This is a genomic window from Vibrio hibernica, assembly GCF_015223435.1.
In the GTDB taxonomy this organism is placed as follows: domain Bacteria; phylum Pseudomonadota; class Gammaproteobacteria; order Enterobacterales; family Vibrionaceae; genus Vibrio; species Vibrio hibernica.
On record NZ_VHKO01000007.1, the window covers coordinates 54,224 to 79,189 of the forward strand.

General features: G+C 41.3%; 23 protein-coding genes. 5 read left to right on the plus strand and 18 right to left on the minus strand.

Annotation, left to right across the window (positions count from 1 at the left end; all coding sequences use genetic code 11):
- Window positions 1–23 precede the first annotated feature (23 nt).
- The 12 genes from FH976_RS05005 to FH976_RS05060 form a co-directional block, all read right to left on the minus strand.
- Complete coding sequence (locus FH976_RS05005; protein ID WP_194089811.1) at window positions 24–695, minus strand: 2OG-Fe(II) oxygenase; 672 nt, start codon at window positions 693–695, stop codon at window positions 24–26.
- A 420-nt stretch (window positions 696–1,115) separates the two neighbouring features.
- Entirely contained in the window at window positions 1,116–1,988 is an 873-nt protein-coding gene (gene cyoE, locus FH976_RS05010) for a heme o synthase (RefSeq protein WP_194089812.1), read from the minus strand.
- A 9-nt stretch (window positions 1,989–1,997) separates the two neighbouring features.
- Window positions 1,998–2,330, minus strand: a complete 333-nt coding sequence (cyoD, locus tag FH976_RS05015) for a cytochrome o ubiquinol oxidase subunit IV (RefSeq protein ID WP_194089813.1) — start codon at window positions 2,328–2,330, stop codon at window positions 1,998–2,000.
- The gene (cyoC, locus tag FH976_RS05020; protein ID WP_194089814.1) at window positions 2,330–2,938 is read right to left on the minus strand and encodes a cytochrome o ubiquinol oxidase subunit III; all 609 of its coding nucleotides are present in this window, start codon (window positions 2,936–2,938) and stop codon (window positions 2,330–2,332) included. The genes cyoD and cyoC overlap by 1 nt, the downstream gene beginning before the upstream one ends.
- Window positions 2,928–4,964: a cytochrome o ubiquinol oxidase subunit I gene (cyoB, locus tag FH976_RS05025; protein WP_194089815.1), complete on the minus strand. Its 2,037-nt coding sequence runs from the start codon at window positions 4,962–4,964 to the stop codon at window positions 2,928–2,930. The genes cyoC and cyoB overlap by 11 nt, the downstream gene beginning before the upstream one ends.
- Window positions 4,965–4,978: 14 nt before the next feature.
- Complete coding sequence (gene cyoA / locus FH976_RS05030; protein WP_194089816.1) at window positions 4,979–5,896, minus strand: ubiquinol oxidase subunit II; 918 nt, start codon at window positions 5,894–5,896, stop codon at window positions 4,979–4,981.
- Window positions 5,897–6,606: 710 nt separating this feature from the next.
- Window positions 6,607–7,473, minus strand: coding sequence for an amino acid ABC transporter permease (locus tag FH976_RS05035; protein ID WP_194089868.1), 867 nt, complete (start codon window positions 7,471–7,473; stop codon window positions 6,607–6,609).
- 50 nt (window positions 7,474–7,523) lie between these two features.
- Window positions 7,524–8,339 (minus strand): transporter substrate-binding domain-containing protein, encoded by an 816-nt coding sequence (locus FH976_RS05040; RefSeq protein WP_194089817.1) that lies wholly within the window; start codon window positions 8,337–8,339, stop codon window positions 7,524–7,526.
- An 8-nt stretch (window positions 8,340–8,347) separates the two neighbouring features.
- A complete protein-coding gene (locus tag FH976_RS05045; protein ID WP_194089818.1) occupies window positions 8,348–9,142 on the minus strand; it encodes an amino acid ABC transporter permease in 795 nt (264 codons plus the stop codon).
- Between the two features lies 1 nt (window position 9,143).
- Window positions 9,144–9,860: an amino acid ABC transporter ATP-binding protein gene (locus FH976_RS05050; RefSeq protein ID WP_194089869.1), complete on the minus strand. Its 717-nt coding sequence runs from the start codon at window positions 9,858–9,860 to the stop codon at window positions 9,144–9,146.
- A 171-nt stretch (window positions 9,861–10,031) separates the two neighbouring features.
- The gene (gene fghA / locus FH976_RS05055) at window positions 10,032–10,892 is read right to left on the minus strand and encodes an S-formylglutathione hydrolase (protein ID WP_194089819.1); all 861 of its coding nucleotides are present in this window, start codon (window positions 10,890–10,892) and stop codon (window positions 10,032–10,034) included.
- A gap of 13 nt (window positions 10,893–10,905) precedes the next feature.
- Window positions 10,906–12,030 carry an S-(hydroxymethyl)glutathione dehydrogenase/class III alcohol dehydrogenase gene (locus FH976_RS05060; RefSeq protein WP_194950312.1) on the minus strand — a complete coding sequence of 375 codons (1,125 nt, stop codon included), beginning with the start codon at window positions 12,028–12,030 and terminating at the stop codon, window positions 10,906–10,908.
- A gap of 157 nt (window positions 12,031–12,187) precedes the next feature.
- Here FH976_RS05060 and FH976_RS05065 point away from each other — a divergent pair, with 157 nt between their 5' ends.
- Window positions 12,188–13,048 carry a LysR substrate-binding domain-containing protein gene (locus FH976_RS05065; RefSeq protein ID WP_194089820.1) on the plus strand — a complete coding sequence of 287 codons (861 nt, stop codon included), beginning with the start codon at window positions 12,188–12,190 and terminating at the stop codon, window positions 13,046–13,048.
- Here FH976_RS05065 and FH976_RS05070 read toward each other — a convergent pair.
- Together FH976_RS05070 and FH976_RS05075 are read right to left on the minus strand one after the other, a co-directional pair.
- Window positions 13,045–13,878, minus strand: coding sequence for an ion transporter (locus FH976_RS05070; RefSeq protein WP_228767345.1), 834 nt, complete (start codon window positions 13,876–13,878; stop codon window positions 13,045–13,047). The genes FH976_RS05065 and FH976_RS05070 overlap by 4 nt on opposite strands.
- Before the next feature lie 473 nt (window positions 13,879–14,351).
- Window positions 14,352–15,551, minus strand: a complete 1,200-nt coding sequence (locus FH976_RS05075) for an MFS transporter (RefSeq protein WP_194089822.1) — start codon at window positions 15,549–15,551, stop codon at window positions 14,352–14,354.
- Window positions 15,552–15,650: 99 nt separating this feature from the next.
- On the opposite strand from FH976_RS05075, the gene FH976_RS05080 reads away from it, so the two are divergent.
- The gene (locus FH976_RS05080; protein ID WP_027696801.1) at window positions 15,651–16,607 is read left to right on the plus strand and encodes an AraC family transcriptional regulator; all 957 of its coding nucleotides are present in this window, start codon (window positions 15,651–15,653) and stop codon (window positions 16,605–16,607) included.
- Between the two features lie 169 nt (window positions 16,608–16,776).
- Here the strand turns inward: FH976_RS05080 and FH976_RS05085 are convergent, their stop codons facing one another.
- Window positions 16,777–17,700: a LysR family transcriptional regulator gene (locus tag FH976_RS05085; protein WP_194089823.1), complete on the minus strand. Its 924-nt coding sequence runs from the start codon at window positions 17,698–17,700 to the stop codon at window positions 16,777–16,779.
- Between the two features lie 79 nt (window positions 17,701–17,779).
- Between FH976_RS05085 and FH976_RS05090 the strand changes: the two genes are divergently transcribed.
- Both FH976_RS05090 and FH976_RS05095 read left to right on the plus strand, forming a co-directional pair.
- A complete protein-coding gene (locus FH976_RS05090) occupies window positions 17,780–18,727 on the plus strand; it encodes an MBL fold metallo-hydrolase (RefSeq protein WP_194089824.1) in 948 nt (315 codons plus the stop codon).
- A gap of 377 nt (window positions 18,728–19,104) precedes the next feature.
- On the plus strand, window positions 19,105–19,317 hold the full coding sequence (locus tag FH976_RS05095; RefSeq protein ID WP_194089825.1) for a hypothetical protein: 213 nt from the start codon (window positions 19,105–19,107) through the stop codon (window positions 19,315–19,317).
- A gap of 73 nt (window positions 19,318–19,390) precedes the next feature.
- On the opposite strand, the gene guaA is transcribed toward FH976_RS05095, so the two are convergent.
- Together guaA and guaB are read right to left on the minus strand one after the other, a co-directional pair.
- A complete protein-coding gene (guaA, locus tag FH976_RS05100) occupies window positions 19,391–20,968 on the minus strand; it encodes a glutamine-hydrolyzing GMP synthase (protein ID WP_194089826.1) in 1,578 nt (525 codons plus the stop codon).
- A 220-nt stretch (window positions 20,969–21,188) separates the two neighbouring features.
- Entirely contained in the window at window positions 21,189–22,652 is a 1,464-nt protein-coding gene (guaB, locus tag FH976_RS05105) for an IMP dehydrogenase (RefSeq protein ID WP_194089827.1), read from the minus strand.
- Window positions 22,653–23,094: 442 nt separating this feature from the next.
- Between guaB and xseA the strand changes: the two genes are divergently transcribed.
- The gene (gene xseA, locus FH976_RS05110; RefSeq protein ID WP_407701629.1) at window positions 23,095–24,348 is read left to right on the plus strand and encodes an exodeoxyribonuclease VII large subunit; all 1,254 of its coding nucleotides are present in this window, start codon (window positions 23,095–23,097) and stop codon (window positions 24,346–24,348) included.
- Here xseA and FH976_RS05115 read toward each other — a convergent pair.
- On the minus strand, window positions 24,345–24,596 hold the full coding sequence (locus FH976_RS05115) for a zinc ribbon domain-containing protein (RefSeq protein ID WP_194089828.1): 252 nt from the start codon (window positions 24,594–24,596) through the stop codon (window positions 24,345–24,347). The genes xseA and FH976_RS05115 overlap by 4 nt on opposite strands.
- Window positions 24,597–24,966: the final 370 nt, after the last annotated feature.

Genomic DNA, 24,966 nt, shown 5'->3' on the forward strand with positions numbered 1-24,966 from the left:
ATACTAAGCCCGCTATTTTGAATTTATCTTGGTGGATCGACTTTATCACCAGCCGAACTATTCACTCGAAACCAACCTGAAATCGAGTATCTATCGCGGGTTGCAGGTAGAACTTCATGTGGAAAATCCTCACTCAAAAAAGCGACAACCGTTCCAAAGTTAGGTACAACTCTAAGAATCTCTACTTGAGTTTGATCTTGATACAAGACTAACTCGCCACCATCAGTATGTTTCCAATCTGGATTTAGATAAACAACAATACTCAAGATACGGTTCGCTTCTCCTTTAAAAGCATCCTTATGAGTTTTATAAAAATCCCCTGTCGAGTAATGAGCAAAATGACTCTCAAAGGAAAACAACCCTAAAAAAAGATTCCGGTTGAGGTAGCGTTGTAAAGACGCTGTCCAATTAAGCCATGCCTTCCCCGCTTCACTTTCGCCATTAATCCAACACACTTGGTCGGTACGGACAGACTCATTTAGTATTAAATTATCTTCTCGACCTATTCCAGCTCGTTTGAACTTATCTGCAGGCATAGTCTGGATATACTCATACAATGAATCTAATAAATTTGGATTTAATCCATTAAGGTGAATGCTATAACCTTGAGAAGCTAAGTTCTTGGCCATCAATTCAAATGATGGCTCAATTTCAGAGCAAGAAAAAACCATTTCTTCAGCTAAAACAACGCTCATTTTTATCCTTTCAAAAAATATACGCGGCCTCTCTACCCCCTATAAAGTAGAGAAAACCAAAGAGGTCAGAACAAGAATCGAAGTGTAAGTCAAAACGGAATATAAGCGAGAGAAATTAATATAAGTTGATACATAAAAAAACACCAAGCTGGGGAGGCTTGGTGTTTTTTATTTTTCCTAGCAAACTTGGAGGTAACACTAGATTTACACAGGAAGAACATCACTATTCCAATTGAGTACAGTCTAAAACTTGAACTCAGCGATGTGGTTTTGTGTTCTGCTGCAAACTTAGGTATCTATCTTAGATAAACCTAAAATCACAAATAAGCATAATTCATTACAGTCTTTTTATTATGCTTACATTCAAAAAAAACAACACCACTATTATTGAAATGTAAAATTACAGTAACGATAACGTTCTTAAAATGTAACGCCTAAGGGTAATAATTCGATTCCCAAAACTGCACTAAATGCCGTAACCACCAGCAATGAAACTTTAAACACTGACTTAGACCATTGAATATAATTGGATTCATCCATGCGTCTAAACGTTACTTTAGACCAGCCATAACAAGAAACCGCCGCTACAGCCAAATATTCATACCCAGTATGGCCAAAAGCATAAAGCCCAAATGCAACTACAGAAAAGGCAACAACATAAGCCATCATATGTTGACGTGCTTTGTGGATACCTTTAACAACTGGTAACACTGGAATTTCAGCTTGTTCATAGTCTTTCATTCTAAACATAGCAATCGCATATGAATGCGGCATTTGCCATAAACAGAACAAGCTAAATAATAATACCGCTTCCAAGCTGATGTAGTTGGTTACCGCTAAGTAACCAACTAAAGGTGGGATCGCCCCTGATACACTGCCGACAAGCGTGCCGTATATCGAGGTGCGTTTGTACCACATAGTATAAAAGAACACGTAAAAGACATAACCAAGCAACACCACTACTGCCGATAATGGATTCGCCATTTTATAGAGTAATCCAGTACCTACAAGTAACATGATAATCGCAAACAAAAAGGCTCGATCAATATTAACTGAGCCTCGTACGATGGCACGATTTTGAGTGCGAGACATTTTAGCATCAATATCTCGATCAAAAATATTGTTCACAACACAACCCGACGCAATCACTAAAGCTACACCCAACAGAGTGTAAGCAAGTAATGACAACGTTACCGACTCTGATTTAGCGGCTAGAAAGTAGCCCGCTAGTACCGAGATCAAATTGCCCATGATAATTCCAGGCTTGGTAAGCGATACGTATTCTTTAAACATATTTATGCCTTACATCATCATATTGTGGTTAAGGTTCCACATGATCCAAATAGACCCTGCGATTACGATAAACACAATGATTGATGTAAACACAAATGACATTATATTAAATTGACCCTTTTCTGAACTATCTAAATGTAAGAAATAGAACAGATGAACCACTAACTGAACCACCGCTGAAATAATTAAAACAGCAATAGTAGCTTCACGTGATAATGCACCAGTGTAAGCAAAGTAAAAAGGAATGATGGTTAAAATCAATGAGGCAATAAAGCCCGTAATATAACCTTTAGCACCTGAATCTTCATGACCATTAGTTGGAGATGTTGATTGATTTGACATTAGATCACTCCCAATAAATAAACGATAGTGAAAACACAAATCCATACGATATCTAAGAAGTGCCAAAATAAGCTAAGGCAATAAAAACGCCCTTTCATCAAATCATTCAGGCCCTTTGAATTTAATTGGATATAACAAACCGTCAACCAAATTAAACCAAACGTTACGTGTAAACCGTGAGTAGCAACTAAAATAAAGAAAGCCGATAAAAACGCACTGCGTTGAGGGCCAAAACCTTCTTCAATTAAATGATGAAACTCATAAACTTCCATCGCAATAAAGCCTAAGCCTAATAATGCGGTAATCAGTAACCAGCGTTTTAGCCCTGCAACATCTTCTCGCTTCATCGCAATAATGCCAAAACCAAATGTGATACTACTTAACAGTAGCAACATGGTTTCGACAAAAACAAACGGTACATCAAAAATGTCTTTCCCTGATGGCCCACCAGCAGTGGCATTCATAAGGACTGCATAAGTGGCAAATAAGGTGCCAAATAAGATGCAGTCGCTCATCAAGTAAACCCAGAAGCCATATTGCTTCATCTCATTAGCATCGTGATGATCGTGGTCATCATGCCCATGCTCAACAGCAGGATTAGCGTGCATAATCAACCTCCACATCGGTATCAAGGTTTGCTTGTTGTTTTGATTTACGCAAATTTTCTTTATGCGCATCTTCTACTGCTTTAATTTCTTCAACCGTAACGTAGTAATCACGATCTTCATTAAAGCTATGAATAATAGCGGTAGCAATAATGCCAACGAAACCAACAGCGGCAAGCCACCAGATGTACCAAATCATAGAGAAACCAAAAATCAAAGCGAATCCTGAGATATATATCCCTGTCGCTGTATTTTTCGGCATATGAATTGGAGCATAGCCTTCATCTGCTGCCAACGTTGCGTCAACACCCGCTTCTCCGCGTTGCTTTTGATACCAAAATGCATCAATTTCATCGCCTTTCGGTGTTTTTGCAAAATTATAAAACGGCGGGGGTGATGATGTTGACCACTCAAGAGTACGTCCATTCCACGGGTCGCCTGTTAAATCCAAGTTTTGTTCGCGGTCACGAATACTCACGATGAACTGAATTGCTTGACATGCCACGCCACAGAAAATGATGAAAGTACCAAATGCTGCAACCGAAAGCAGTGGGAAATATTCAGGATCAATACCTTGGCTTAAACGACGAGTCATCCCCATAAAACCAAGTGCGTATAAAGGAATAAAGGCAAACAAGAAGCCGATAATCCAACACCAGAATGCACGTTTACCCCATGTTTCATTAAGCATAAAACCTGTCGCTTTAGGGAACCAGTAAGTCACACCAGCAAAGCAACCAAATACCACGCCGCCAATAATAACGTTATGGAAGTGGGCAATTAAGAACACACTATTATGCAATACAAAGTCAGCCCCAGGCACAGCCAGAAGCACACCCGTCATACCGCCAACAGTAAAGGTGATTAAAAAACCAATCATCCATAACATTGGTGACGTAAATTCAACACGCCCACGGTACATGGTAAAGAGCCAGTTAAAGATCTTAACCCCGGTAGGTATAGAGATAATCATGGTCGCAATACCAAAGAAGGCATTAACGTTAGCCCCTGATCCCATGGTAAAGAAGTGATGTAGCCATACAACGAACGCAAGAATAGTAATAACAACGGTTGCCCATACTAATGATGTGTAACCAAATAGTTTTTTACGAGAGAAGGTTGCTACCACTTCTGAATAAACACCGAAGACCGGAAGAATCAAGATGTAAACTTCAGGGTGTCCCCATGCCCAAATCAGATTGACGTACATCATCATATTGCCGCCCATATCATTAGTAAAGAAATGGGTGCCGAGGTAACGATCAAGTGTTAATAAAGCAATAGTCACGGTCAGAATAGGGAACGAAATAATGATCAATACGTTTGCGCATAATGAAGCCCAAGTAAAAACAGGCATTTTCATCATCGTCATCGATGGCGTGCGCATACGCATAATAGTAACGAAGAAGTTCACACCAGAAAGCGTGGTTCCGATACCAGAGAGCTGCAGCGCCCAAATCCAATAATCAACCCCCGTTCCTGGGCTAGCCTTAATTCCAGACAATGGAGGGTAAGCAAGCCAACCAGTACGAGCAAATTCGCCCACACCCAAAGAAACATTCGTTAAAATGACCCCAACAACAAACAACCAAAAGCTAAGGTTGTTTAGGTAAGGGAATGCCACATCACGTGCGCCGATTTGCAATGGTACTGCAATATTCATTAAACCAATGATAAGAGGCATTGCGACGAAGAAAATCATGATCACGCCGTGAGCACTAAAAATCTGGTCGTAATGCTCTGGCGGCAAATAACCAGCATCACCAGCCGACGACAGTAGCTGTTGACTACGCATCATGACTGCATCAGAGAAACCACGAACTAACATGATCATTGCAACTGCAATATACATGAAACCAATTTTCTTATGGTCAACCGAAGTGAACCACTCCGACCATAAATATTGCCATTTACCGTAATAGGTAATAGCGGAAACAACAGCAAGCCCAACAATGGCAATAACAGCCATAGTTACCACGAGAATTGGTTCGTGGTACGGGATACTATCGAGTGAAAGTCTTCCAAACATACTCTTTCCTGCCCTTAATCTTTTGCCATATCCGTGTGGTGCATCTCATCCATTCCATTTTCATGGGAATTCAAAGCGCCCTTATATTGTTTCACCACATCGGCAAACAAATGTTCTGGAACCTGTGAATAGTAAGTTACCGGCACATTTTCACTAGGCTTAGCTAATGCTTGGTAATCACTAAAATCATGCATAGTTAGTGCACCATCTTTTGTTTTAACACTTTGAACCCATTGATTAAACGCATCACGAGTCTCGGTAACATGAGCGGTAAACTTCATACCAGAGAAACCACCACCACTATAGTTAGCAGAGATGCCTTTATAATCATTCGCTTCGTTGGCCATCAAATGAACTTGAGTCATCATGCCTGGCATTGCATAAATTTGGCTGCCTAAACGAGGAATAAAAAAGGAGTTCATGATGTTGTCAGAAGTGATTTTAAACTGTACAGGGACATCTTTTGGAAAAGCAACATAGTTGATCGTAGCAATATGCTGTTCTGGGTAGATAAATAACCATTTCCAATCAAGTGATACCACTTCGATTGTCATTGGTTCAACGTCACTAACAAGAGGTTTAGATTGCTCGAGTTCGTGCGTACTACGCCATGTAATCGTGCCCAAAATTACAATGATGATAATAGGAACAGCCCACACCACGATTTCAATTTTGGTAGAATGAGCCCATTCAGGTTCGTACTTTTCCTCTGTATTCGATGTTCTATACTTGTATGAAAAGTATACCGTCATCAATATTACAGGTATAACAACTATCAACATTAAAAGTAATGCTGTAATAATAAGTTCTTTTTCCTGAATGCCTATAATTCCTTTAGGATCAAGCAAAGCAGAACTGCATCCAGACATAAGTAAAATTGCACTGAGCAACCCTCCTCGTGACAGGATACTTTTGTATCTTGAGGCTTCCATTCTAAATCTCGATATTAAAGGCGAATGAGAGAGCAATCATGGTCAATGACCAGTGCGCCCCAAACGCAAAAAAACATGAAATCGATAAAAGCGGTATTTTCACTACAAATAGCAATATTTAAACACCACTCACGACCAAACTAACTCACTAACGAGACGATAAAAGAGCATATAAGCCACTCAAAAATCATCGAAGTTAAGAAGAGAGAACAACAAAACCACGCCTAGAAACGCAGAATATATATTGTTACATTTGAAGCATTATGCTTACAGATAATAACAAACTCACGCAATATAAATGAAAACTAACATTTCGTAAATGATGTTTTATAAAATCCGACGAGTATTTTGTATACAATTAAGAAGTAAAATTGTAGATAAAGGCGGAATATAATAATTAGTTACATCTATAGAATGGCAGAATTAAGTGAAATTAAAACCTTTTCGCGTGACATGTAACTAAAGTAAGCTAATTTAGTGTAATACACGCTGAAATCAAACAATTCATTACAGTTTAAATTTGCATCGTTCAAACATCAAAAAAACACCAAAATTATAAAGATAATATTTTGTAAAATATGTCACAAATAAAACCACTTTGTTACATATCGAACTGAGCATCAAATTACAGACCGCAAAAATCAAGAAAAACAGCGATAGGAGAGAAGAACTATGTCGATATTGAATAAACTGATTAGAGACTGAAAGTTTCATGCCTCATTAGGTAGTCTTTGGCTCCTTTCTAACCAAGAAAATATTTGCGACAAAGCAAAGCATAGAATGAAATAACCTAATGCCACCATGATCCATACCTCAAAGATCATACCACTAGAGTTGGCGATTTCTGTCCCGACAAAGGTCATTTCTTGAATTGAGATCAGCGATACGATTGAGGAGTCTTTTACCAGTGATATTAATTGTCCAGCCAATGGTGGAACTATCGACTTTAAGACTTGTGGGGCAATAATATAGCGATAACGATGCCAAGCAGACAAACCCAATGTTTTTGCCGCTTCATGTTGGCCTTTATCTACATTATCTAGCCCCGATCTTACTACTTCTCCAATATATGCGGCGGATATCATCCCAATACATAGTACCCCAGAGGCAAGGTTCTCCCATAAATTAGCCTCACCAAATAACCAACGCTGTAATAGATTAATGAGTTCAGAATGCTCACGTAATATCTCTCCAAGCCCAAGCAATGGTACTAATTGATTAGCAATAAAAAAATAGAAGATAAAAATGAAAACCAAAGGTGGGATATTGCGAATTAATTGCACATAGCTATTGGCGATGAGTCGAATTACAACATAAGAAGAACGCCGCCCCACGCCAAGTAACACGCCTAAAATGAGTGCTAATAAAGCTCCCCAAAACGTCAAACGCAGTGTCGATAATATCCCTTGGATAAAATACGAGACGCTGCCATCCACTTTAGGGGTAAAAAGTAACGTTAATGCCTTATGCCATTGCCAGTGATACGACAAGGCGCCACTGTCTTTAAGACAGAGCCATGCAATAAAACTTCCCGCTAGTATCAACAACAAGATATCTAATCGGTTTAACTTCCACATTTTACTGAGCACTCACTTGCCTATTACTGATGATTTTTTCAAGCAATCTTTTATTGATTGGTATTGGAAACCTGTTTTTGCCAATCAACACTCTTAAACCAATAATCGTAACGTTGTTGTAACCAGCCATCTTGAGATCGAGCATCTATCCATTTATCGAAAAAGGCCTTCTTATCCTGCTCACCTAAACGCACCGCAAAACCCTCATTGCCTGTATATAGACGTTCTTGCAGTGGAATATACAATTTATTAGGGTATTTTAATGCTTCAAACTCAGGCTTGGGCGTAGAAGCGATTACCGCATCTGCATTGCCGTTTAAGACTTCTTGGAACGCTTGCGCTTCATCATCAAACTGTAGAATTTTTGCTTTTGGGAAGTTTTCTCGCAAAATAGTGATCCCAAGCGCTCCGCGTCGTGCTGCAAACTTTATTTTACGAGAATTAAAGTCTTCTTTGCTAAAGCCTTTGGTCGTATCAAGGTTAGCCGCAATTTGAATACCTGAATGAGAATAAGGAATAGTAAATAACACACTTTTGGCACGCTCATCCGTAATGGTTAAACCGCCAATCACTATATCAAATTTACCCGCCATTAATGACGGTATAATACCCTCCCAAGCTGTTGGAATAAATTCAACTTTCCAACCAGAGTCTTGAGCTAAGCGGGTTGCAACATCAACTTCAAAACCGACTAAATCACCTTGATCATCACGCATCGCCCACGGAACAAATGTGCTTAGTCCCACTTTTAAGGTGCCACGTTGGTTAATTTTATCTAAATTTGGTGTATCACTTGCCCATGCACTTTGCGCTAATCCCAGCCCAAAACCTAATAGCGTTAAACCTGTTATCCATAAACGTTTCATTTTAGCTCCTAATGCCCTTTGCGGCTTTGTTTTTCTAACCATGCTGATAATGCAGACAAACTTAATGTTATCAATAAATAAATAACCGCCACAGTGAACCAAATTTCAAATGGCATGGCGGTATCAGAAACAATATTGCGGCCTTCCGTAGTGAGATCAAAAATAGCCATCACACTCACAATAGAGGTATTTTTAACTAACGAAATAGCCTCGTTCGTTAATGAGGGTAGCGTTTTTTTAATCACTTGCGGCAAAATAATATAGCGGTAACTATTAAAGCGCGATAAGCCCAAGGTTCGGCACGCTTCAAATTGGCCTTTATCGACAGCTAATAAACCAGAGCGGATCACTTCCGCTGTGTATGCGCCTTGAAATAACGCCAGTGCTAATACTGCCGTACTGAATCTCTCGAGCCCTAAATACGGTCCAAATACAAAGTACAGCAGATATATTTGTACTAATAATGGCGTGTTTCGGATCACCTCTATATATATAAAAGCAAACAGTCGCCCGACTTTAGAGTCCGATAAACGCAATAGTGCCGTCCATAAAGCTAAAATAAAGGTTGCGATCCCGCTCATCACCGTAAGTTTTAAAGTCACTAATAAACCATCAATAAGCTCACCGCTATACCAATGTCCATCTTCAAAAAAGAACACATAATCAGGTACTCGCAGCCATTGCCATTGATAATGCATAGCTTGCGCGCCAGACTGTAAAATCCAGATGAGCCCTATCAATAAAGCTGAAATCTGCATCATGGCCGACAACAGCGGTTTGACGATTCTTATCGTAACCGACATTCTAATAGCTCAAAATTTGGTTAAGAAAATTTTGAGTACGTTGATGCTTTGGTTGACCAAAGAACGTCATTGGTGGTGCTATTTCCACAATTTTGCCTTGATCCATAAATACCACACGATCAGCCACTTTTTTAGCAAAGCCCATTTCATGAGTAACACACACCATGGTCATACCATCTTGGGCAAGTTGTGACATTACATCGAGTACTTCGCTAATCATTTCAGGGTCAAGCGCAGAGGTAGGTTCATCAAATAGTAGAATTTCAGGCTGCATACACAGAGAACGAGCAATCGCGACTCTTTGCTGCTGTCCACCAGAAAGTTGCGAAGGGTATTTATTGGCTTGCTCGGCAATATTGACTCGTTCTAAATAATGCATCGCACGCTCTAGAGCATCAGATTTCGACAGTTTTAACGTTTTAATAGGTGATAGAATCAGGTTTTCAGTAATAGTAAGATGGGGAAATAAATGAAAATGCTGAAATACCATGCCTATTTGACCTTGCCACTGTTGCTTTGGTGTCACCTGCTGACCAAATACTCGAAGATCACCCGATTGAATACTCTCTAGATTATTAATACAGCGAATCAACGTTGATTTCCCCGAACCAGAAGGGCCACAAATGACCAACTTTTCACCTTTCGTTACCTGTAAGTTAATATCGGTTAAGGCCTGAAAGTCACCATAGAACTTATTCACTTGGTTAAATTGGATCACCGTTTGTTGTCCTATCACATTTTATCCTTTATCCGACTTCCATTCCTTGATTGCATTTTATAGTAACACTGAATCATTATTTATAAATAATTCGCAAAATAAACTAATAGACAAAAAAAAATGGACTATCCGAATAGATAATCCATTGATGACTCTGTTTTACTACTTTTTCTATGCCATTAAATGTTGTGCATGAAACTTCAAATGCTCATCAATAAAACTCGCGATAAAAAAGTAGCTATGATCGTAACCAGAGTGCACATTGATCTCCAATGGATAATGCACTTGGCTCGCCGAATTTTCTAATAAGTGCGGTTTTAATTGCGCTTCAAGAAAGTTATCCGCCAGACCTTGATCGACTTTAATCGGAGGTAAATTTGACGTATCACCTTTGATTTTTTTCATCAGTTCAACCGCATCGTATTTTACCCATAATGCTTGATCATCGCCTAAATAAGCGGTTAATGCTTTGTGTCCCCACAGGCACTGCAATGGGCTTACTATCGGACTAAAAGCTGAGATCGACTGAAATCTTGGCGCATTACGCAAACCTATCACTAATGCGCCATGTCCTCCCATTGAATGACCAGAGATAGAACGCTTATCCGTCACTGGAAAGTTCGCTTCAATCAAAGCTGGCAATTCATAAGCAACATAATCATACATCTGATAATGCTTATCCCAAGGTGCTTGGGTCGCATTTACATAAAACCCAGCGCCTTGGCCTAAATCATACGCTTCATCATCAGCAATAATGTCACCATTAGTATCAACACCACGCGGGCTGGTATCAGGCATCACAATGGCCATCCCCAACTGCGCCGCCATACGTTGCGCTCCTGCTTTTTGCACAAAGTTTTCATCATTGCACGTTAGGCCAGAAAGCCAATACAAAACTGGAACTTTATTCTCTTGCGTTGCTTGCGGCGGTAAATACACAGAAAAGCGCATCGCACAATGCAGCACCATTGAATCATGTTCAAATTGCTGTTGCTGTCCACCAAAGGATTTATTGGAACTCAATTGCTTCATAAACTCTCCAGCTTTAAAAATGGATCACAGTACGAATACTTTTGCCTTCATACATAAGATCAAACGCAGTATTAATCTCTTCTAAAGACATTGTGTGAGTAATGAAATCATTCAATTTAAACTCGCCTTTCATATAACGTTCTACATAATCAGGCAGCTGAGAACGCCCTTTCACACCACCAAACGCCGATCCTTTCCATACTCTTCCCGTCACTAACTGAAATGGACGAGTGGAGATCTCTTGCCCTGCGCCAGCCACACCGATGATAATCGATTCACCCCAGCCTTTATGGCAACACTCAAGGGCGCTGCGCATCAAATGAACATTGCCAACACATTCGAATGAATATTCCACTCCGCCATCGGTCATTTCAACAATCACTTCTTGGATCGGTTTATCAAAATCATTCGGATTAATGCAATCAGTCGCACCCAATTGTTTGGCTAATTCAAATTTTGATTCATTAATATCAATGGCAATGATGCGCCCTGCTTTTGCCATCGCTGAACCAATAACGGCCGATAAACCAATACCACCTAAACCAAAGATCGCTACGGTATCGCCAGGTTGAACGTTAGCTGTATTAGTCACCGCCCCCATTCCGGTCGTGACACCACAACCTAATAGGCACACCTCTTTCAAATCAGCTTCAGGATTGATTTTAGCCAGCGAGACTTCAGGCAACACGGTATATTCAGAAAATGTTGATGTCCCCATGTAATGGAAGATCGGCTGACCATTAATCGAAAAACGCGTGGTGCCATCAGGCATTAACCCTTTACCTTGCGTTTCACGTACTGAAGAACAAAGATTGGTTTTACCTGAAGTACAGAATTTACAGACTCCACACTCTGCGGTGTAAAGTGGAATAACATGATCGCCAACTTTGACAGAAGTGACGCCCTCTCCAATCGATTCAACAATACCGCCACCTTCATGACCAAGTATGGCTGGAAATACGCCTTCAGGATCATCACCAGATAAGGTGAAAGCATCAGTATGACAAACACCGGTGGCGATGATTTTGACACGAACTTCACCAGCTTGTGGTGGCATTACATCCACAGTTTCCATTTTTAGTGGCTCGCCCGCTTTCCACGCCACAGCGGCGCGTGATTTAATTACTTGTGCTGTCATGAAATATCCTTACAAATTCAAAAGAGTTTTCGATTATTGAGGCTTTTAGTATAGGCGAAATTACATCATTGATAATCCATCTTTTAAGTAAAACACTTTTACACATGAGTAATAATGACTAAAATAAACATTCGATTAATACCAATGAGTGAAGAATATGCAATGGCAAGGTATCAGTGAATTTGTGGCGGTAGCCGAGACTAAAAGCTTTACCTTAGCGGCCAAACAATTGTCTATCTCCACCGCGCAAGTCAGCCGTCAAATAAACCAATTGGAAAGCCGATTATCCGTAAAGTTATTCTATCGAACGACCAGAAAGGTAAGTTTAACGGATATTGGAAAATCATATTATCAACAATGTCGCGCCATACTGGATGCTTTAAATACCGCAGAACAAACCGTCACTAATTTGCATCATACCCCGCAAGGCCAATTGAAACTTTCAGCGCCAATTGCTTATGGTGAAAGCCACTTAGCACCACTAATCAATGATTTCTGTCTGCTCTACCCTGAGTTAACTGTAGAATTATGGCTTACCAACCGAACCGTTGATCTCACTGACGAAAAAGTCGATCTATCCATACGGTTAGGATCGCTCATTGATTCAACCATGATGGCGAAAAAATTACGCGATAGAAACCTGTTCTTATGTGCCTCACCTGATTATTTAGCTAAGTACAGCACACCACAGACATTAGCCGAATTAAAGCGACACAACTGCTTACTGGGATCTCTCGATCATTGGCGCTTCCAGAACCGAAAGTTAACGGTACATGGGAGTTTAAAATGCAATAACGGCTACGCGCTATTAGACGCTGCGTTAAAAGGAATTGGCATTGTTCAGCTGCCTGATTATTACGTGCAGCCATATTTACAATCAGGGGAGCTAATCGCTTTACTGCCCTCTCATCAACCAAAAGATGAAGGTATTTGGGCTATTTACCCGCATAACCGTCATCTTCCATCTAAGGTGAGATTGTTACTTGATTACCTAGATCAGTATTTAATGCAACGCTAATCAGGTTTTTTCTGCATTTCTATTAGTGTTTGTTGTAGTTGATCAAGCTTGATATTCAAAGCCATAACCTCACTAGAAGTTGCAAGCGTATCTGCATCCGGATTTTGCTCCTCACGCAATAATTTATGCTCTTGTGACATCACCTCTAGAATGGTGCCCACCATCATATTTAAGAAGATGAAGGCGGTTAAGAATATGAAGGTTAGGTAGTAAATCCAACTCAGTGAATAAACCTCCATCGTTTCGTACATCACATCAGTCCAGTCTTCAAACGTTGCCACTCGAAATAGCGTTAACATCGAAATCGAAACATCACTCCACAGTGTTGGATTGATACCACCAAATAACATACTGCCGACTGCCGCATAAATATAGAAAATAACAAACATGAGTAAGCCAATATACCCCATCTGTGGAATGGCTTTGAGCAGTGCATTTACCAACACCCGTAACTCAGGCACCATCGACACTAAACGCAACACGCGGAAGATCCGCAATAGACGCGCCACAAACATGGTTGAACCCGCCGCTGGGTATAAGCTCCCGAGCACAATAACCAAATCAAAAATATTCCAACCTTTTTTAAAGAAGGCTCGAATACCATCACTGGCTAAATAACGGATAATCAACTCTATCAAGAAAAATACGGTGATGGCTGAATCCATAATATTTAATGCGTATTCCATCGAGGAATGCAATTCATACGTATGCGCGCCAACCGTTAACGCCGAAATCAGGATCACGGCAATCACAAATATCTGAAAAGTATTACTTTGATCAATACGTTTGAACGCATTTTGTAAGTATCTAAATGTTGTAACCTGATCCAATGATGACATCCTTTAAAGGTAATCTAATTTGATGAAATATTATTCCGTATGATATTCGATTTACTAGAACCACAAAATATTTTGAAGTAACAGAGTATTACATCGCATCTTTTATATAGTTAGACAAAAAAAAGAGCCACTGATCTACATCAGCGGCTCTTTTATCACTATTTTTAAATACTTATGTGAGGGTAAAATAAAAGTAACGTATTACCACTAAAAAATAGTTTACTCCCACTCGAATATCAATGAGAGGAAAATACACGTGCATAACAGCTAGTTAGAAAGATGACTATTAACGATACCATCATCTATACCATTCGCAGATTTTTTTGATTTTTTGCTGCTCGTCGACGTTTTAGTTCGGCTTTGGCCTAAACGAAAGTTTCTTCCATGCTTTGCAATAATTCCATACAACTGACAGGAGTTTCGTCATTGTAGAACCGCACATTCGCTTTCTTTATTCTGATAAGCTATAAATCTGTTCGAACTCGTAATTTTATGAAAAGAGAGGCAAACAACATTATACTAGCACCGGCAATAAAAACCCCTACAATGCCACTCAGTCCAAAAATAAGCCCTCCTACGGCAGCACCCAATGCAATCGATGACTGCACGGCGGCAACCACCATGCCTCCCGCGGTTTCTGCGTGATCAGGAAGCACCTGAGCAACCCAGCTTGACCATGCAACGGGCACACCACCAAATGCCAATCCCCAAAGCGCAACTAACACCATCAATCCAATATTTCCAAGAGGAAACAGGATAATTCCGAATGCCGCTATACCGACCAATGCAGGCTTAATGACTAAAGTAGCACGTAAACTACGCTGCATTAACTCGCCAGCTAACAATGTTCCAAAGAAATTAGCAACACCGAACCCTAGAAGCATCAAAGACAAGCCATCTACACCAATATTAGAAACACTCTCTAAAGCAGGCCGAATGTAGGTAAATAAGGCGTATTGCCCCGTGTGAGCTAATACACACCCCAGCATACCAATCAAAATTCCGGGACGTCGTAACAACCCCAGCACTGATTCACTCTGAACGGCTTTACGCGGCGCCATACTCGGCAATGTGAAAAGCTGAAAGATCAACGTCAAAACGCCCACGGCTGCTGCGGCATAGAAAGCACTGCGCCAACCATAAAGTCCCCCTAGGTAACTACCAAGAGGGATAGAAACCACGGTCCCCACCGCAATACCACTGAAGATGATAGAAAGAGCCCGGGGAACAAGTTTTTTTGGCACTAAACGCATTGCAACCGCCGCCGCCATAGACCAAAATCCTCCAAGCGCAAAGCCTAATAAGATACGCATTACCAGTAGAAACACTAGATTGGTAGACAAGGTGACTAATAAATTAGAAGCAATCATCAATACGGTAAAACTTAACAACACCACTCGTCTATCTAAATTGCGAGTTAGTCGTGGTACTGACAGACCAGCAAACAAAGCAACTACAGCGGTCACTGTCACCGCTTGACCTGCTAACGCTTCAGAAACCCCCAGATCGGAGGCCATTGGCGTAAGTAGACTGGCAGGAAGATACTCAGCGGTTAACAGCCCAAACACTCCCATCGCTAAGGAAAAAACTGCCATCCATGCAGGCGTTGACGGCACTTCGTCAGCCCTGTCAGTTGATACTGGATCCATTACTTCATCATTCATTTCAAAATTCCTAGACATAAAAAACATGTATAAAGTCTAGAGTCTAAGGGTCGGATGATCTATGATTAATACACCCTAACTTTTGACCAAAACCCCTAAATGAAAGAAAGTAAGCAATTTGCTATATCCTCGGAACTCATAAGTGAACTATTAACAGGCATGCGCTTGCGCGGCGTTCAATACCGCCGCATTCAGACTGGACCTACTTTTGGCTTAGCATTTAATTCAAGACCGGGACACGCTTACTTTCATTATGTAGCTGTGGGGACAGCGTTACTCAGAACAAAAGAAGGCACTCACGAATTGTCTGCAGGTAGTGCAGTATTCATACCTCAAGGGCTCGACCATCAACTAATATCAAGCACACAGATCTCAGGTCAAGAAATCAGCGAGTTTACCTCTGATCCACTAGGAGATAGTGTTAGTGGGGTAGATACATGTCCAAGCACTCATTCAATACCAAGCGCTATCATTTTCTACGGTTGTATGGAATTCGATCTCGGTGGCATGTATGAGCTTAGAAAACTCATGCCTGACGTGATGGTGGCAGATACACATGGGCAGAAATATCCGGATTTAGTGGGGATATTAGACGCCATGAAACGAGAAATTTGCTCGGGTCGTATAGGCTTTGCAGGAATACTGGCTAGATTAGCCGAAGTGGGCGCATCAATGATCGTACGCGGATGGGTGGAAAATGGCTGTGAGAATGCTTCGGGCCTTATCTCGGCACTACGCGACCCACGACTCGCCCCGGCAATACTCGCACTACATCGCCAACCAGGTAAACAATGGACGGTTTCATCGTTAGCAGCTGAGTCTCATATTTCACGCTCGATCTTTGCCCAACGATTTCAAGATACCATTGGCATGCCACCATTACGTTACACAACCACACTACGAATGCGCCTTGCTCAACAATGGTTAACTCACGAAAAAGTATCCATCGACGTTGTCGCTCAACGTTTAGGCTACACTTCCCAAGCGGCATTTAGCCGAGCCTTCAAACGCATTACTGGACACCCCCCAGGTGCGAGTCGACATTTATCCATATAATTAAATACTAACTCTCAATATTCCAACTATAACGCAACCACAGATTAAAAATCTTTATTCATGCCGTCTACGAAAAATAAACGTCCTTAGTTATTACCTCAATTAACTTAGTAAGTTTGTGTTAAAGAAGAAGAAACTGACTAGGTCGTTGCCCTCCCAATCATTCACCCTATCCATCATTAATGGCTTGCTTTAGATGTGCTAAAAGCCAACTCAGCGCCGGATCCTGAGTTTGTCTTCTATGCCACAACAAACAAAGTTTAATATCCTCGTAATCAATCGGTACGTCACTTACAGTCAAATTGTAATTCTGTTGCCAAATGCTAGCGAGCCCCTTAGGTACCGTCGCTAAAAATGGTTGCTGATTCAAAAGCAGCGGATAGGAAGAAAAATTAGGTGAAACATAACGAATCCGGCGTGATTTACCCTGTCGTGCCAGATGCCGGTCAAGCTGACTGCTTGATGCATTTCGGTAAGAAACCAAAAGATGTTCTTTGCTTAGAAACTCGTCCAAAGTTATGGGGTTAGAGAGTGATATTTGTGCTTTTGACCAAACGGTTTGATAACCCATATTGGCGACCTGCAGGCTCTCTATTTCCTGTGTCGATATGGTATCCAATGAGATAGCCACATCAACACGCCCGTCTTCTACTGCATCAGGCGCCGTATATGGATCGACATTCACTACCTTGAGGACAATGCCCGGTGCATCTTGATACGTCCGCTTTAAAAACGTAGCCATGATCCACTGCTCAACCCATTCACTCATCCCAATACGAAAGGTTTTTACACTGGTTTTAGGAGAGAAAACTGGCACATCAAACAGATGGCTATGGAGGGATTCCATCAACGGTGTCAGCTCGTGAACCAATGCTTCAGCACGGGGAGTGGCAATCATTCCACTGCCTTGCCTCACAAATAAGGGATCCCCGATGAGCTCTCTAAGTCGCTTGAGTGCGCCGCTCACGGCAGGCTGCCCTAAATACAGGCGTTCCGACGCCTTGGTCACGCTTTGCTCATGATACAAAGCCAATAACACCACCAGCAAATTTAAGTCTACTCGTCTAATATCATCAATAACAATATGGTTCATCACAACAATCAATTTAATTAATAAATAGAGTATGAATATACTCCAGAAACTCAATCGATCAATCTAATCAGAGGACACCATGAAAAAATTTTGGATCATATCATTTATGTTGGTAGCGAGTTTCGCCAATGCATCCACCTATCTCGATGCACAGCAAGCGCCGGGCTACTATCGAATTAAACTCGGTAAACTACTTGTGACGGCAGTTTCAGACGGGACGGTCAATGTACCGTTCGATAAGCTCCTAACTCACATAAGCAACAAATCGATTCATCAGGCTTTGCAATCCGCTTATCTGACATCACCGGTAGAAACATCAATCAATACCTTTGTTATTGATGATGGTAAGCAACAAATTTTAGTTGATGCCGGTGCAGGCGATCTATTTGGCGACTTAGGTGGGCACCTCCTCAATAACCTTGCCACCGCTGGGTATCCTGCTGAGAGCATCGATGCGGTATTACTGACCCACATCCATGCCGATCATTCCGGTGGCGTCAGCAGAAACGGACACTTGGTATTTCCTAATGCCAAAGTGTACGTGGATCAACATGATGCTGATTTTTGGCTCAACAAAAAAAACATCAATAACGTCAAAGAAGACCAGCGCCATACGTTTGCAGATACAGAGAAAACAGTCGGCCCCGTCAAGGACGCAGGCAAATTAACCACGTTCCAGGCTCCGGTAGAATTATTTCCAGGCGTAAAAGCGATTCCGGCACCAGGACATACACCAGGCAGCGTTATTTATAAAGTATCTAGTGAAGGGAAAAATCTGGTGTTGTGGGGAGATATTATCCATATAAAAAACATCCAACTCCCATCTCCTTCGGTCGCAATTCATTTTGATGTGAATCAACAAAAAGCAGTCGAAACACGGAAGAAAGTATTGAAGCAGGTGGTAAAAGAAGGGGATCTCGTTGCGGCTGCACATATATCGTTTCCAGGTTTCGGGCATGTGATTGAAGAGCAAAACGGATATCGCTGGTTACCCGTAGAGTATACCAACGAGCTGAAAAGCGAATAAAGTGCATCTATTCTCCAATACAAAATGATTAACAGACATCTATCGTAATAAGCGAGGAAAAAGCCAGTGAAAGCTCTATTTTGGTGTATCCACAGTTAACCTACACCGACGCGATGCTGACATTGCCTTACGTATGGTAAAAACCGGAACGGGGTAATGTCAGCATCCGCCGACTAGATACACTAGGGTTTGGGCTTTACGCCTCACAAGACTACGTAAACAATAGAAAGAGCTCAGACAACACTAGTCTATCTTGCGAACATGATAATTTCATCGAGTGGTCTGAAATGCCGCAAAATTTGCCAACAGCACAATGACGAACAAAAATGTTAAGAGGAAAGCCTTGCCGCTTGACTACAACCACCCTTTAGGCACAAATGAAAGCTGTAGAAGCAAGGGTTGGTATGGCGCTACTCCCTCATTTTACCTCTAAGAAAAGAGACTTGGTTTGTGTGCAAGGAGATGTGGGTTGTGATCAGCCGATTTGGTTGGCTATTCACTCAGATTTAGCACACTCAGGCAGAGTTAGTGCTGTTGTCGATTTTCTGGATACACAGATTTCTGAAAACCAACAGTCATTATCCCCATAAAAAATGCCAGTCAGAAAACTCACTGGCATTTCATTGATTGGTTTAAAGCGTTATGCACTATTGCTAGCGAGCCTTACTCCCACTCAATCGTCGCGGGTGGTTTACCTGAAATATCATAAACGACACGTGAAATACCATCGACTTCATTAATGATGCGGTTGGATACTTTGCCAAGGAAATCATAAGGTAAATGTGCCCAATGCGCTGTCATAAAATCAATCGTTTCGACCGCTCGTAGCGATACAACCCAATCGTATTTACGACCATCACCCATCACGCCAACAGAACGTACTGGTAGGAATACTGTAAAGGCTTGTGAAACTTTGTTGTATAAATCTGCCGCGTGTAGCTCTTCAATGAAGATAGCATCGGCGCGACGTAACAAGTCACAATATTCTTTCTTCACTTCGCCCAAGACACGAACACCCAAACCTGGCCCAGGGAAAGGGTGACGGTAAAGCATGTTGTATGGCAGGCCAAGTTCTAGACCAATCTTACGTACTTCATCTTTAAAGAGTTCACGTAATGGCTCAACCAAACCCATCGCCATATCATCAGGCAAACCGCCCACGTTATGGTGAGATTTAATCACATGCGCTTTACCCGTTTTCGATGCAGCAGATTCAATCACATCAGGGTAAATAGTGCCTTGTGCTAGCCATTTAGCATTGTTAAGCTTCTTCGATTCTTCATCAAAGATCTCAACAAAAACGCGACCAATAATTTTACGCTTCGCTTCTGGTTCTGCTTCGCCACCGAGTGCATCTAAGAAACGGTTTTCAGCATCAACGTGGATGATATTTAATCCGAAGTGATCGCCAAACATATCCATGACTTGCTCAGCTTCATTTAAACGCAATAGGCCGTTATCCACGAATACACAGGTAAGTTTGTCGCCAATTGCACGATGAAGCAGCATCGCGACAACAGAAGAATCAACCCCACCAGAAAGACCAAGAATAACTTCATCATCACCAATTTGATCTTTAAGGCGTACAATTGAATCTTCAATGATAGAAGATGGCGTCCACAACTTGCTACAACCACAGATATTAAGCACAAAGTTCTCAAGCATGCGTAAGCCTTGACGAGTGTGCGTTACTTCCGGATGAAATTGAACGCCATAAAAACGTTTTTCATCATTCGCCATCGCAGCGTATGGGCAAGTATCAGTTTGAGCAACTTTAGTGAATCCGCTTGGGATCTCAACCACTTTATCACCGTGACTCATCCATACATCTAACAGCGGTTTACCATCTTCTGAAATCGCATCTTCAATATTGGCAAACAAGGCACAGTCTTCAATCATTTTGACTTGTGCATAGCCAAACTCACGTTCATTCGAACCAGCTACTTTCCCGCCAAGTTGCTCAGACATGGTTTGCATGCCGTAACAAATACCAAATACAGGAACACCAGCATTAAATACATATTCAGGCGCACGAGGAGAATTGGCTTCGGTGACACTTTCAGGGCCACCAGAAAGAATAATGCCGTCTGGATTGAATTCACGGATATCCGATTCTTCAACATCCCAACTCCACAGTTCACAATACACACCGATCTCACGAATACGGCGAGCAATCAATTGGGTATATTGAGATCCAAAGTCTAAAATTAAAATGCGTTCAGCATGAATATTGGTCGTCATTCTTTTTCTCTAAAATCTAATTAAAGTGAAATTGACATGTGCTTATCGTCAAATAACTAAAAACACACATCATTAAAAATTTTTGTTTTCATTACCGTCAATTTTCAATCTCTCGCTCAGGAATAAGTTCAAGAGCAAGAAAAAGGCGCGCAGTTGACGGTAGTCAATGAGCACCTTCGACACAGTTATTGGACTCAATAACTAGTGATAGATGAAAATTTTATCCAAGACGGTAATTAGGGGCTTCTTTTGTAATTTGCACATCATGCACATGCGACTCTTGCATGCCCGCACCAGAGATACGTACAAACTCTGCTTTAGTGCGCATATCATCAATCGTAGCACTGCCGGTTAGGCCCATGCTTGAGCGTAAACCACCCATTTGTTGATGGATAATTTCTTTTAAACGTCCTTTATAAGCCGTACGGCCTTCAATTCCTTCAGGAACAAGCTTATCGGCTGCATTATCTGATTGGAAGTAACGATCTGATGATCCTTGAGACATCGCGCCCAGTGAACCCATTCCACGGTAAGATTTATAAGAACGACCTTGGTAAAGGATGATTTCACCCGGTGCTTCTTCCGTTCCTGCAAACATAGAGCCAACCATCACGCAAGATGCGCCAGCGGCAATAGCTTTACAAATATCACCAGAGAAGCGGATACCGCCATCAGCAATCACCGGAATACCAAACTCAGCTGCCGCTTCTGCTGCATCTGAAATAGCAGTGATTTGTGGAACGCCAACACCAGTAACAATACGAGTAGTACAAATTGAACCCGGGCCGATGCCTACTTTAACCGCATCAACACCTGCATCAATCAGTGCACGAGCACCCGCAGCCGTTGCTACATTACCGCCAATGATTTGTAAATCAGGGAAAAGCGCGCGCGTTTCTTTAATGCGATCCAAGACACCTTGAGAGTGACCGTGAGATGAATCGATAAGCAGAACATCAACGCCAGCTTCGACAAGTGCTTTCACTCGCTCTTCGTTACCAGAGCCAGCGCCAACGGCCGCACCAACACGTAAGCGACCTTGGTCATCTTTACAAGCGTTCGGTTTACTTTCTGCTTTTTGGAAATCTTTTGCGGTGATCATACCCGACAGTTGGAAAGCATCATTAACGACTAATACTTTCTCAATGCGGCGCTCTTGCATTAATTTTTGTACATCAGAAAGTGAAGCACCTTCTTTCACGGTGGCAAGGCGATCTTTTGGGGTCATCACTTGTTCAACACTTTTGGTCAAATCAGTGACGAAACGAACATCACGGCCAGTAATAATACCGACTAATTCATTACTTTGCGTTACGACAGGAAAGCCAGCGAAACCATGTTTCTCGGTTAATGCTTTCACATCCAAGATTGTCCCAGTTGGGCGGATAGTAACAGGATTGCTAACCACACCCGCTTCATAAATCTTCACTAAACGCACTTCTTCAGCTTGCTGTTCAATCGACATATTCTTATGAATAAAGCCAATTCCGCCTTCTTGAGCCAGAGCAATAGCCAAACGAGCTTCTGTAACCGTATCCATAGCGGCAGAAATCATTGGGACGTTAAGGGTGATTTTTTTAGTCAACTGAGTGCGAAGATCAGCTGTATTAGGAAGAACGGTGGAGTGTGCAGGGACAAGTAAAACGTCATCAAACGTTAAAGCTTCTTTCGCGATTCGTAACATTGCAATATCTCACATAAGAGTGTTAGAAGGATAAATCCCACTGTTAGTATTTAGCTAAAAAACGACTAAAACCATAAGCGATAAACTCATTTCATCGTTTCGCATAATAAAATGAATTTGGGATTTGATATTGCAGCGGGATTATACGCCTCGCGCAATCGTTTGACTAGATGTTTCACCCTTTTTATTTATGAAAATTTAATGAATAAGTCTGAAGGTAGTTCAAATATTAATTAATGACATCAATGTTGTCGCACACTTAAGTTTTTGGCTGTTCTTGACTCACAGCATTCGCAATTTAAAGCCTAATTCCGCTATAATTATCTTATCCTTTTTGATTAGATTTGTGAGATTTCCTGTGCCTATACCCCCAACCACTAATCCAAATATATTTACGGTTTCTCGCTTAAATGCAGAAGTACGAATGTTGCTTGAAAATGAAATGGGAATTGTATGGTTGGTGGGCGAATTATCAAATTTTTCCGCTCCCGTTTCTGGTCATTGGTATTTCTCATTAAAAGATTCACGTGCACAAGTTAAATGCGCCATGTTCAAAGGGAATAATCGCCACGTTGGTTTTAAGCCAATGAGCGGGAATCAGGTGTTAGTCAAAGCACGATTATCTCTATATGAACCTCGTGGTGATTATCAATTGATCATCGAGAGTATGCAGCCTGAAGGTGACGGGCGCCTACAACAAGAATTTGAACAGCTTAAAATGCGTTTAGCTGGCGAAGGTTTGTTTGCTCAAAGCCTAAAACAACCCCTACCTGAAAATCCAAAACGAATTGGCGTTATTACCTCAAAAACGGGCGCTGCACTCTATGATATTTTGGATGTATTAAAGCGCCGAGATCCAAGCTTACCGATCATTGTGTACCCAACGGTTGTGCAAGGAGAAGAAGCTCCTTTCAAAATTGCTCAAGCGATAGGACGAGCCAATAGCCGTAATGAATGTGATATTTTGATCGTTGGCCGGGGCGGTGGTTCGCTGGAGGATTTATGGTGTTTTAACCATGAGATTGTTGCTCGAACTATTGCTGCTAGCCAAATTCCTATTGTTAGTGCCGTTGGGCATGAAATTGATGTCACTATTGCTGATTTTGTTGCCGATGTCCGCGCACCAACACCATCTGCGGCGGCTGAGCTTGTAAGCCGTGACAATAACCATAAGCAGCAAACGCTGCATCATCATTATCAACGTTTACTCAACGCAAGCCGCTATTATTTCTCGCAACAAAAATCTCGTCTCACCCAGTTAACGCATCTATTGGATAAATTACATCCTCGTTATCAGCTCAATAATCAAGCTCAACAACTGGATGATTTAAGTCAGCGTTTACAACGTTCAATGTCGTACTACTTGCGCCGTCAGAACAGCCAAGTCGAATACTTAACTGATAAATTCAATCGCTATTCACTAGCCAAAAAAATTGAAAGGCAAAAAGATCAAGTACAGCAAAAGCAACGTCATTTAATCAACGCGATTGAAAAGCAACTCACGACTCAGAGATACCATTTGGCGATAAAAGTTGAAAAGCTAGAAACCATGAGCCCACTTTCAACACTTAAAAGAGGCTATAGCATTGTGAAAGATGAAAATAGTCGGGTGGTATCTCAGGCTGCGAGCCTAAAAAGCGGGCAAAAGATTGCAATTTCATTTATTGATGGAGAGATCCATTCAATCGTAAGTTAACGATCTTTAATAGACTGTAATTTAGTTACCACTGTTGATTTAGATTTTAGCTCATTACATTGTGGGCAAAAAAAACTGCTAGAACCACATGCTTGCAAGTAATTGAGTTCATTATCACAAGCTGGACAAAAGGCCTGTTGAGTGAAATAAACTTGGCAGTGATTACAGCCATAAACCGGTTGATTCTTATCATTTTTCCTTTGCCATACTAACTTAGTATCGCAATTTGGACAGTCATAATCGGGCATAAATAAGTCCTTAATCATGCGTTTTTAAAAACACCGTCTTTTCTTTAAAAAAGGAGAGTTGATACCTTGCTACTTTACTCCCCTTACTCCTTGATAACAAAATGACATGCCACTTATTAAAATGTCGGCTATCGTCATTTTATGTTGCCATCTTTAATTTAATGTACCATTTTAAGTATGGCATGATCTTTTATGATCTCAGCCTTTATACTCTTTGAGCAGCGATCTACCCCATTAAGAATATTTATATCACCACAACCCGAAAGCATAAGTTACATATGCTGCATTTGGATTTAAAGCAGAATAATAAACCATATAGTTACATTTAAGTCATAGGATCCAATATTTTAAAATATCCAAATACGCGATC

Bases quoted from the DNA above. Each gene is read 5' to 3' on its own strand.
- FH976_RS05035 (WP_194089868.1), bottom strand. From the start codon at position 7,473: ATGTGGAAGTTAAACCGATTAGATATCTTGTTGTTGATACTAGCGGGA.
- cyoD (WP_194089813.1), bottom strand. From the start codon at position 2,330: ATGTCAAATCAATCAACATCTCCAACTAATGGTCATGAAGATTCAGGT.
- guaA (WP_194089826.1), bottom strand. From the start codon at position 20,968: ATGACGACCAATATTCATGCTGAACGCATTTTAATTTTAGACTTTGGA.
- FH976_RS05080 (WP_027696801.1), top strand. From the start codon at position 15,651: ATGAAAGAAAGTAAGCAATTTGCTATATCCTCGGAACTCATAAGTGAA.
- cyoC (WP_194089814.1), bottom strand. From the start codon at position 2,938: ATGCACGCTAATCCTGCTGTTGAGCATGGGCATGATGACCACGATCAT.
- FH976_RS05045 (WP_194089818.1), bottom strand. From the start codon at position 9,142: ATGTCGGTTACGATAAGAATCGTCAAACCGCTGTTGTCGGCCATGATG.
- cyoE (WP_194089812.1), bottom strand. From the start codon at position 1,988: ATGTTTAAAGAATACGTATCGCTTACCAAGCCTGGAATTATCATGGGC.
- FH976_RS05065 (WP_194089820.1), top strand. From the start codon at position 12,188: ATGCAATGGCAAGGTATCAGTGAATTTGTGGCGGTAGCCGAGACTAAA.
- FH976_RS05115 (WP_194089828.1), bottom strand. From the start codon at position 24,596: ATGCCCGATTATGACTGTCCAAATTGCGATACTAAGTTAGTATGGCAA.
- FH976_RS05005 (WP_194089811.1), bottom strand. From the start codon at position 695: ATGAGCGTTGTTTTAGCTGAAGAAATGGTTTTTTCTTGCTCTGAAATT.
- cyoB (WP_194089815.1), bottom strand. From the start codon at position 4,964: ATGTTTGGAAGACTTTCACTCGATAGTATCCCGTACCACGAACCAATT.
- fghA (WP_194089819.1), bottom strand. From the start codon at position 10,892: ATGAAGCAATTGAGTTCCAATAAATCCTTTGGTGGACAGCAACAGCAA.
- FH976_RS05095 (WP_194089825.1), top strand. From the start codon at position 19,105: ATGAAAGCTGTAGAAGCAAGGGTTGGTATGGCGCTACTCCCTCATTTT.
- guaB (WP_194089827.1), bottom strand. From the start codon at position 22,652: ATGTTACGAATCGCGAAAGAAGCTTTAACGTTTGATGACGTTTTACTT.
- FH976_RS05060 (WP_194950312.1), bottom strand. From the start codon at position 12,030: ATGACAGCACAAGTAATTAAATCACGCGCCGCTGTGGCGTGGAAAGCG.
- xseA (WP_407701629.1), top strand. From the start codon at position 23,095: ATGGGAATTGTATGGTTGGTGGGCGAATTATCAAATTTTTCCGCTCCC.
- cyoA (WP_194089816.1), bottom strand. From the start codon at position 5,896: ATGGAAGCCTCAAGATACAAAAGTATCCTGTCACGAGGAGGGTTGCTC.
- FH976_RS05075 (WP_194089822.1), bottom strand. From the start codon at position 15,551: ATGAATGATGAAGTAATGGATCCAGTATCAACTGACAGGGCTGACGAA.
- FH976_RS05085 (WP_194089823.1), bottom strand. From the start codon at position 17,700: ATGAACCATATTGTTATTGATGATATTAGACGAGTAGACTTAAATTTG.
- FH976_RS05090 (WP_194089824.1), top strand. From the start codon at position 17,780: ATGAAAAAATTTTGGATCATATCATTTATGTTGGTAGCGAGTTTCGCC.
- FH976_RS05040 (WP_194089817.1), bottom strand. From the start codon at position 8,339: ATGAAACGTTTATGGATAACAGGTTTAACGCTATTAGGTTTTGGGCTG.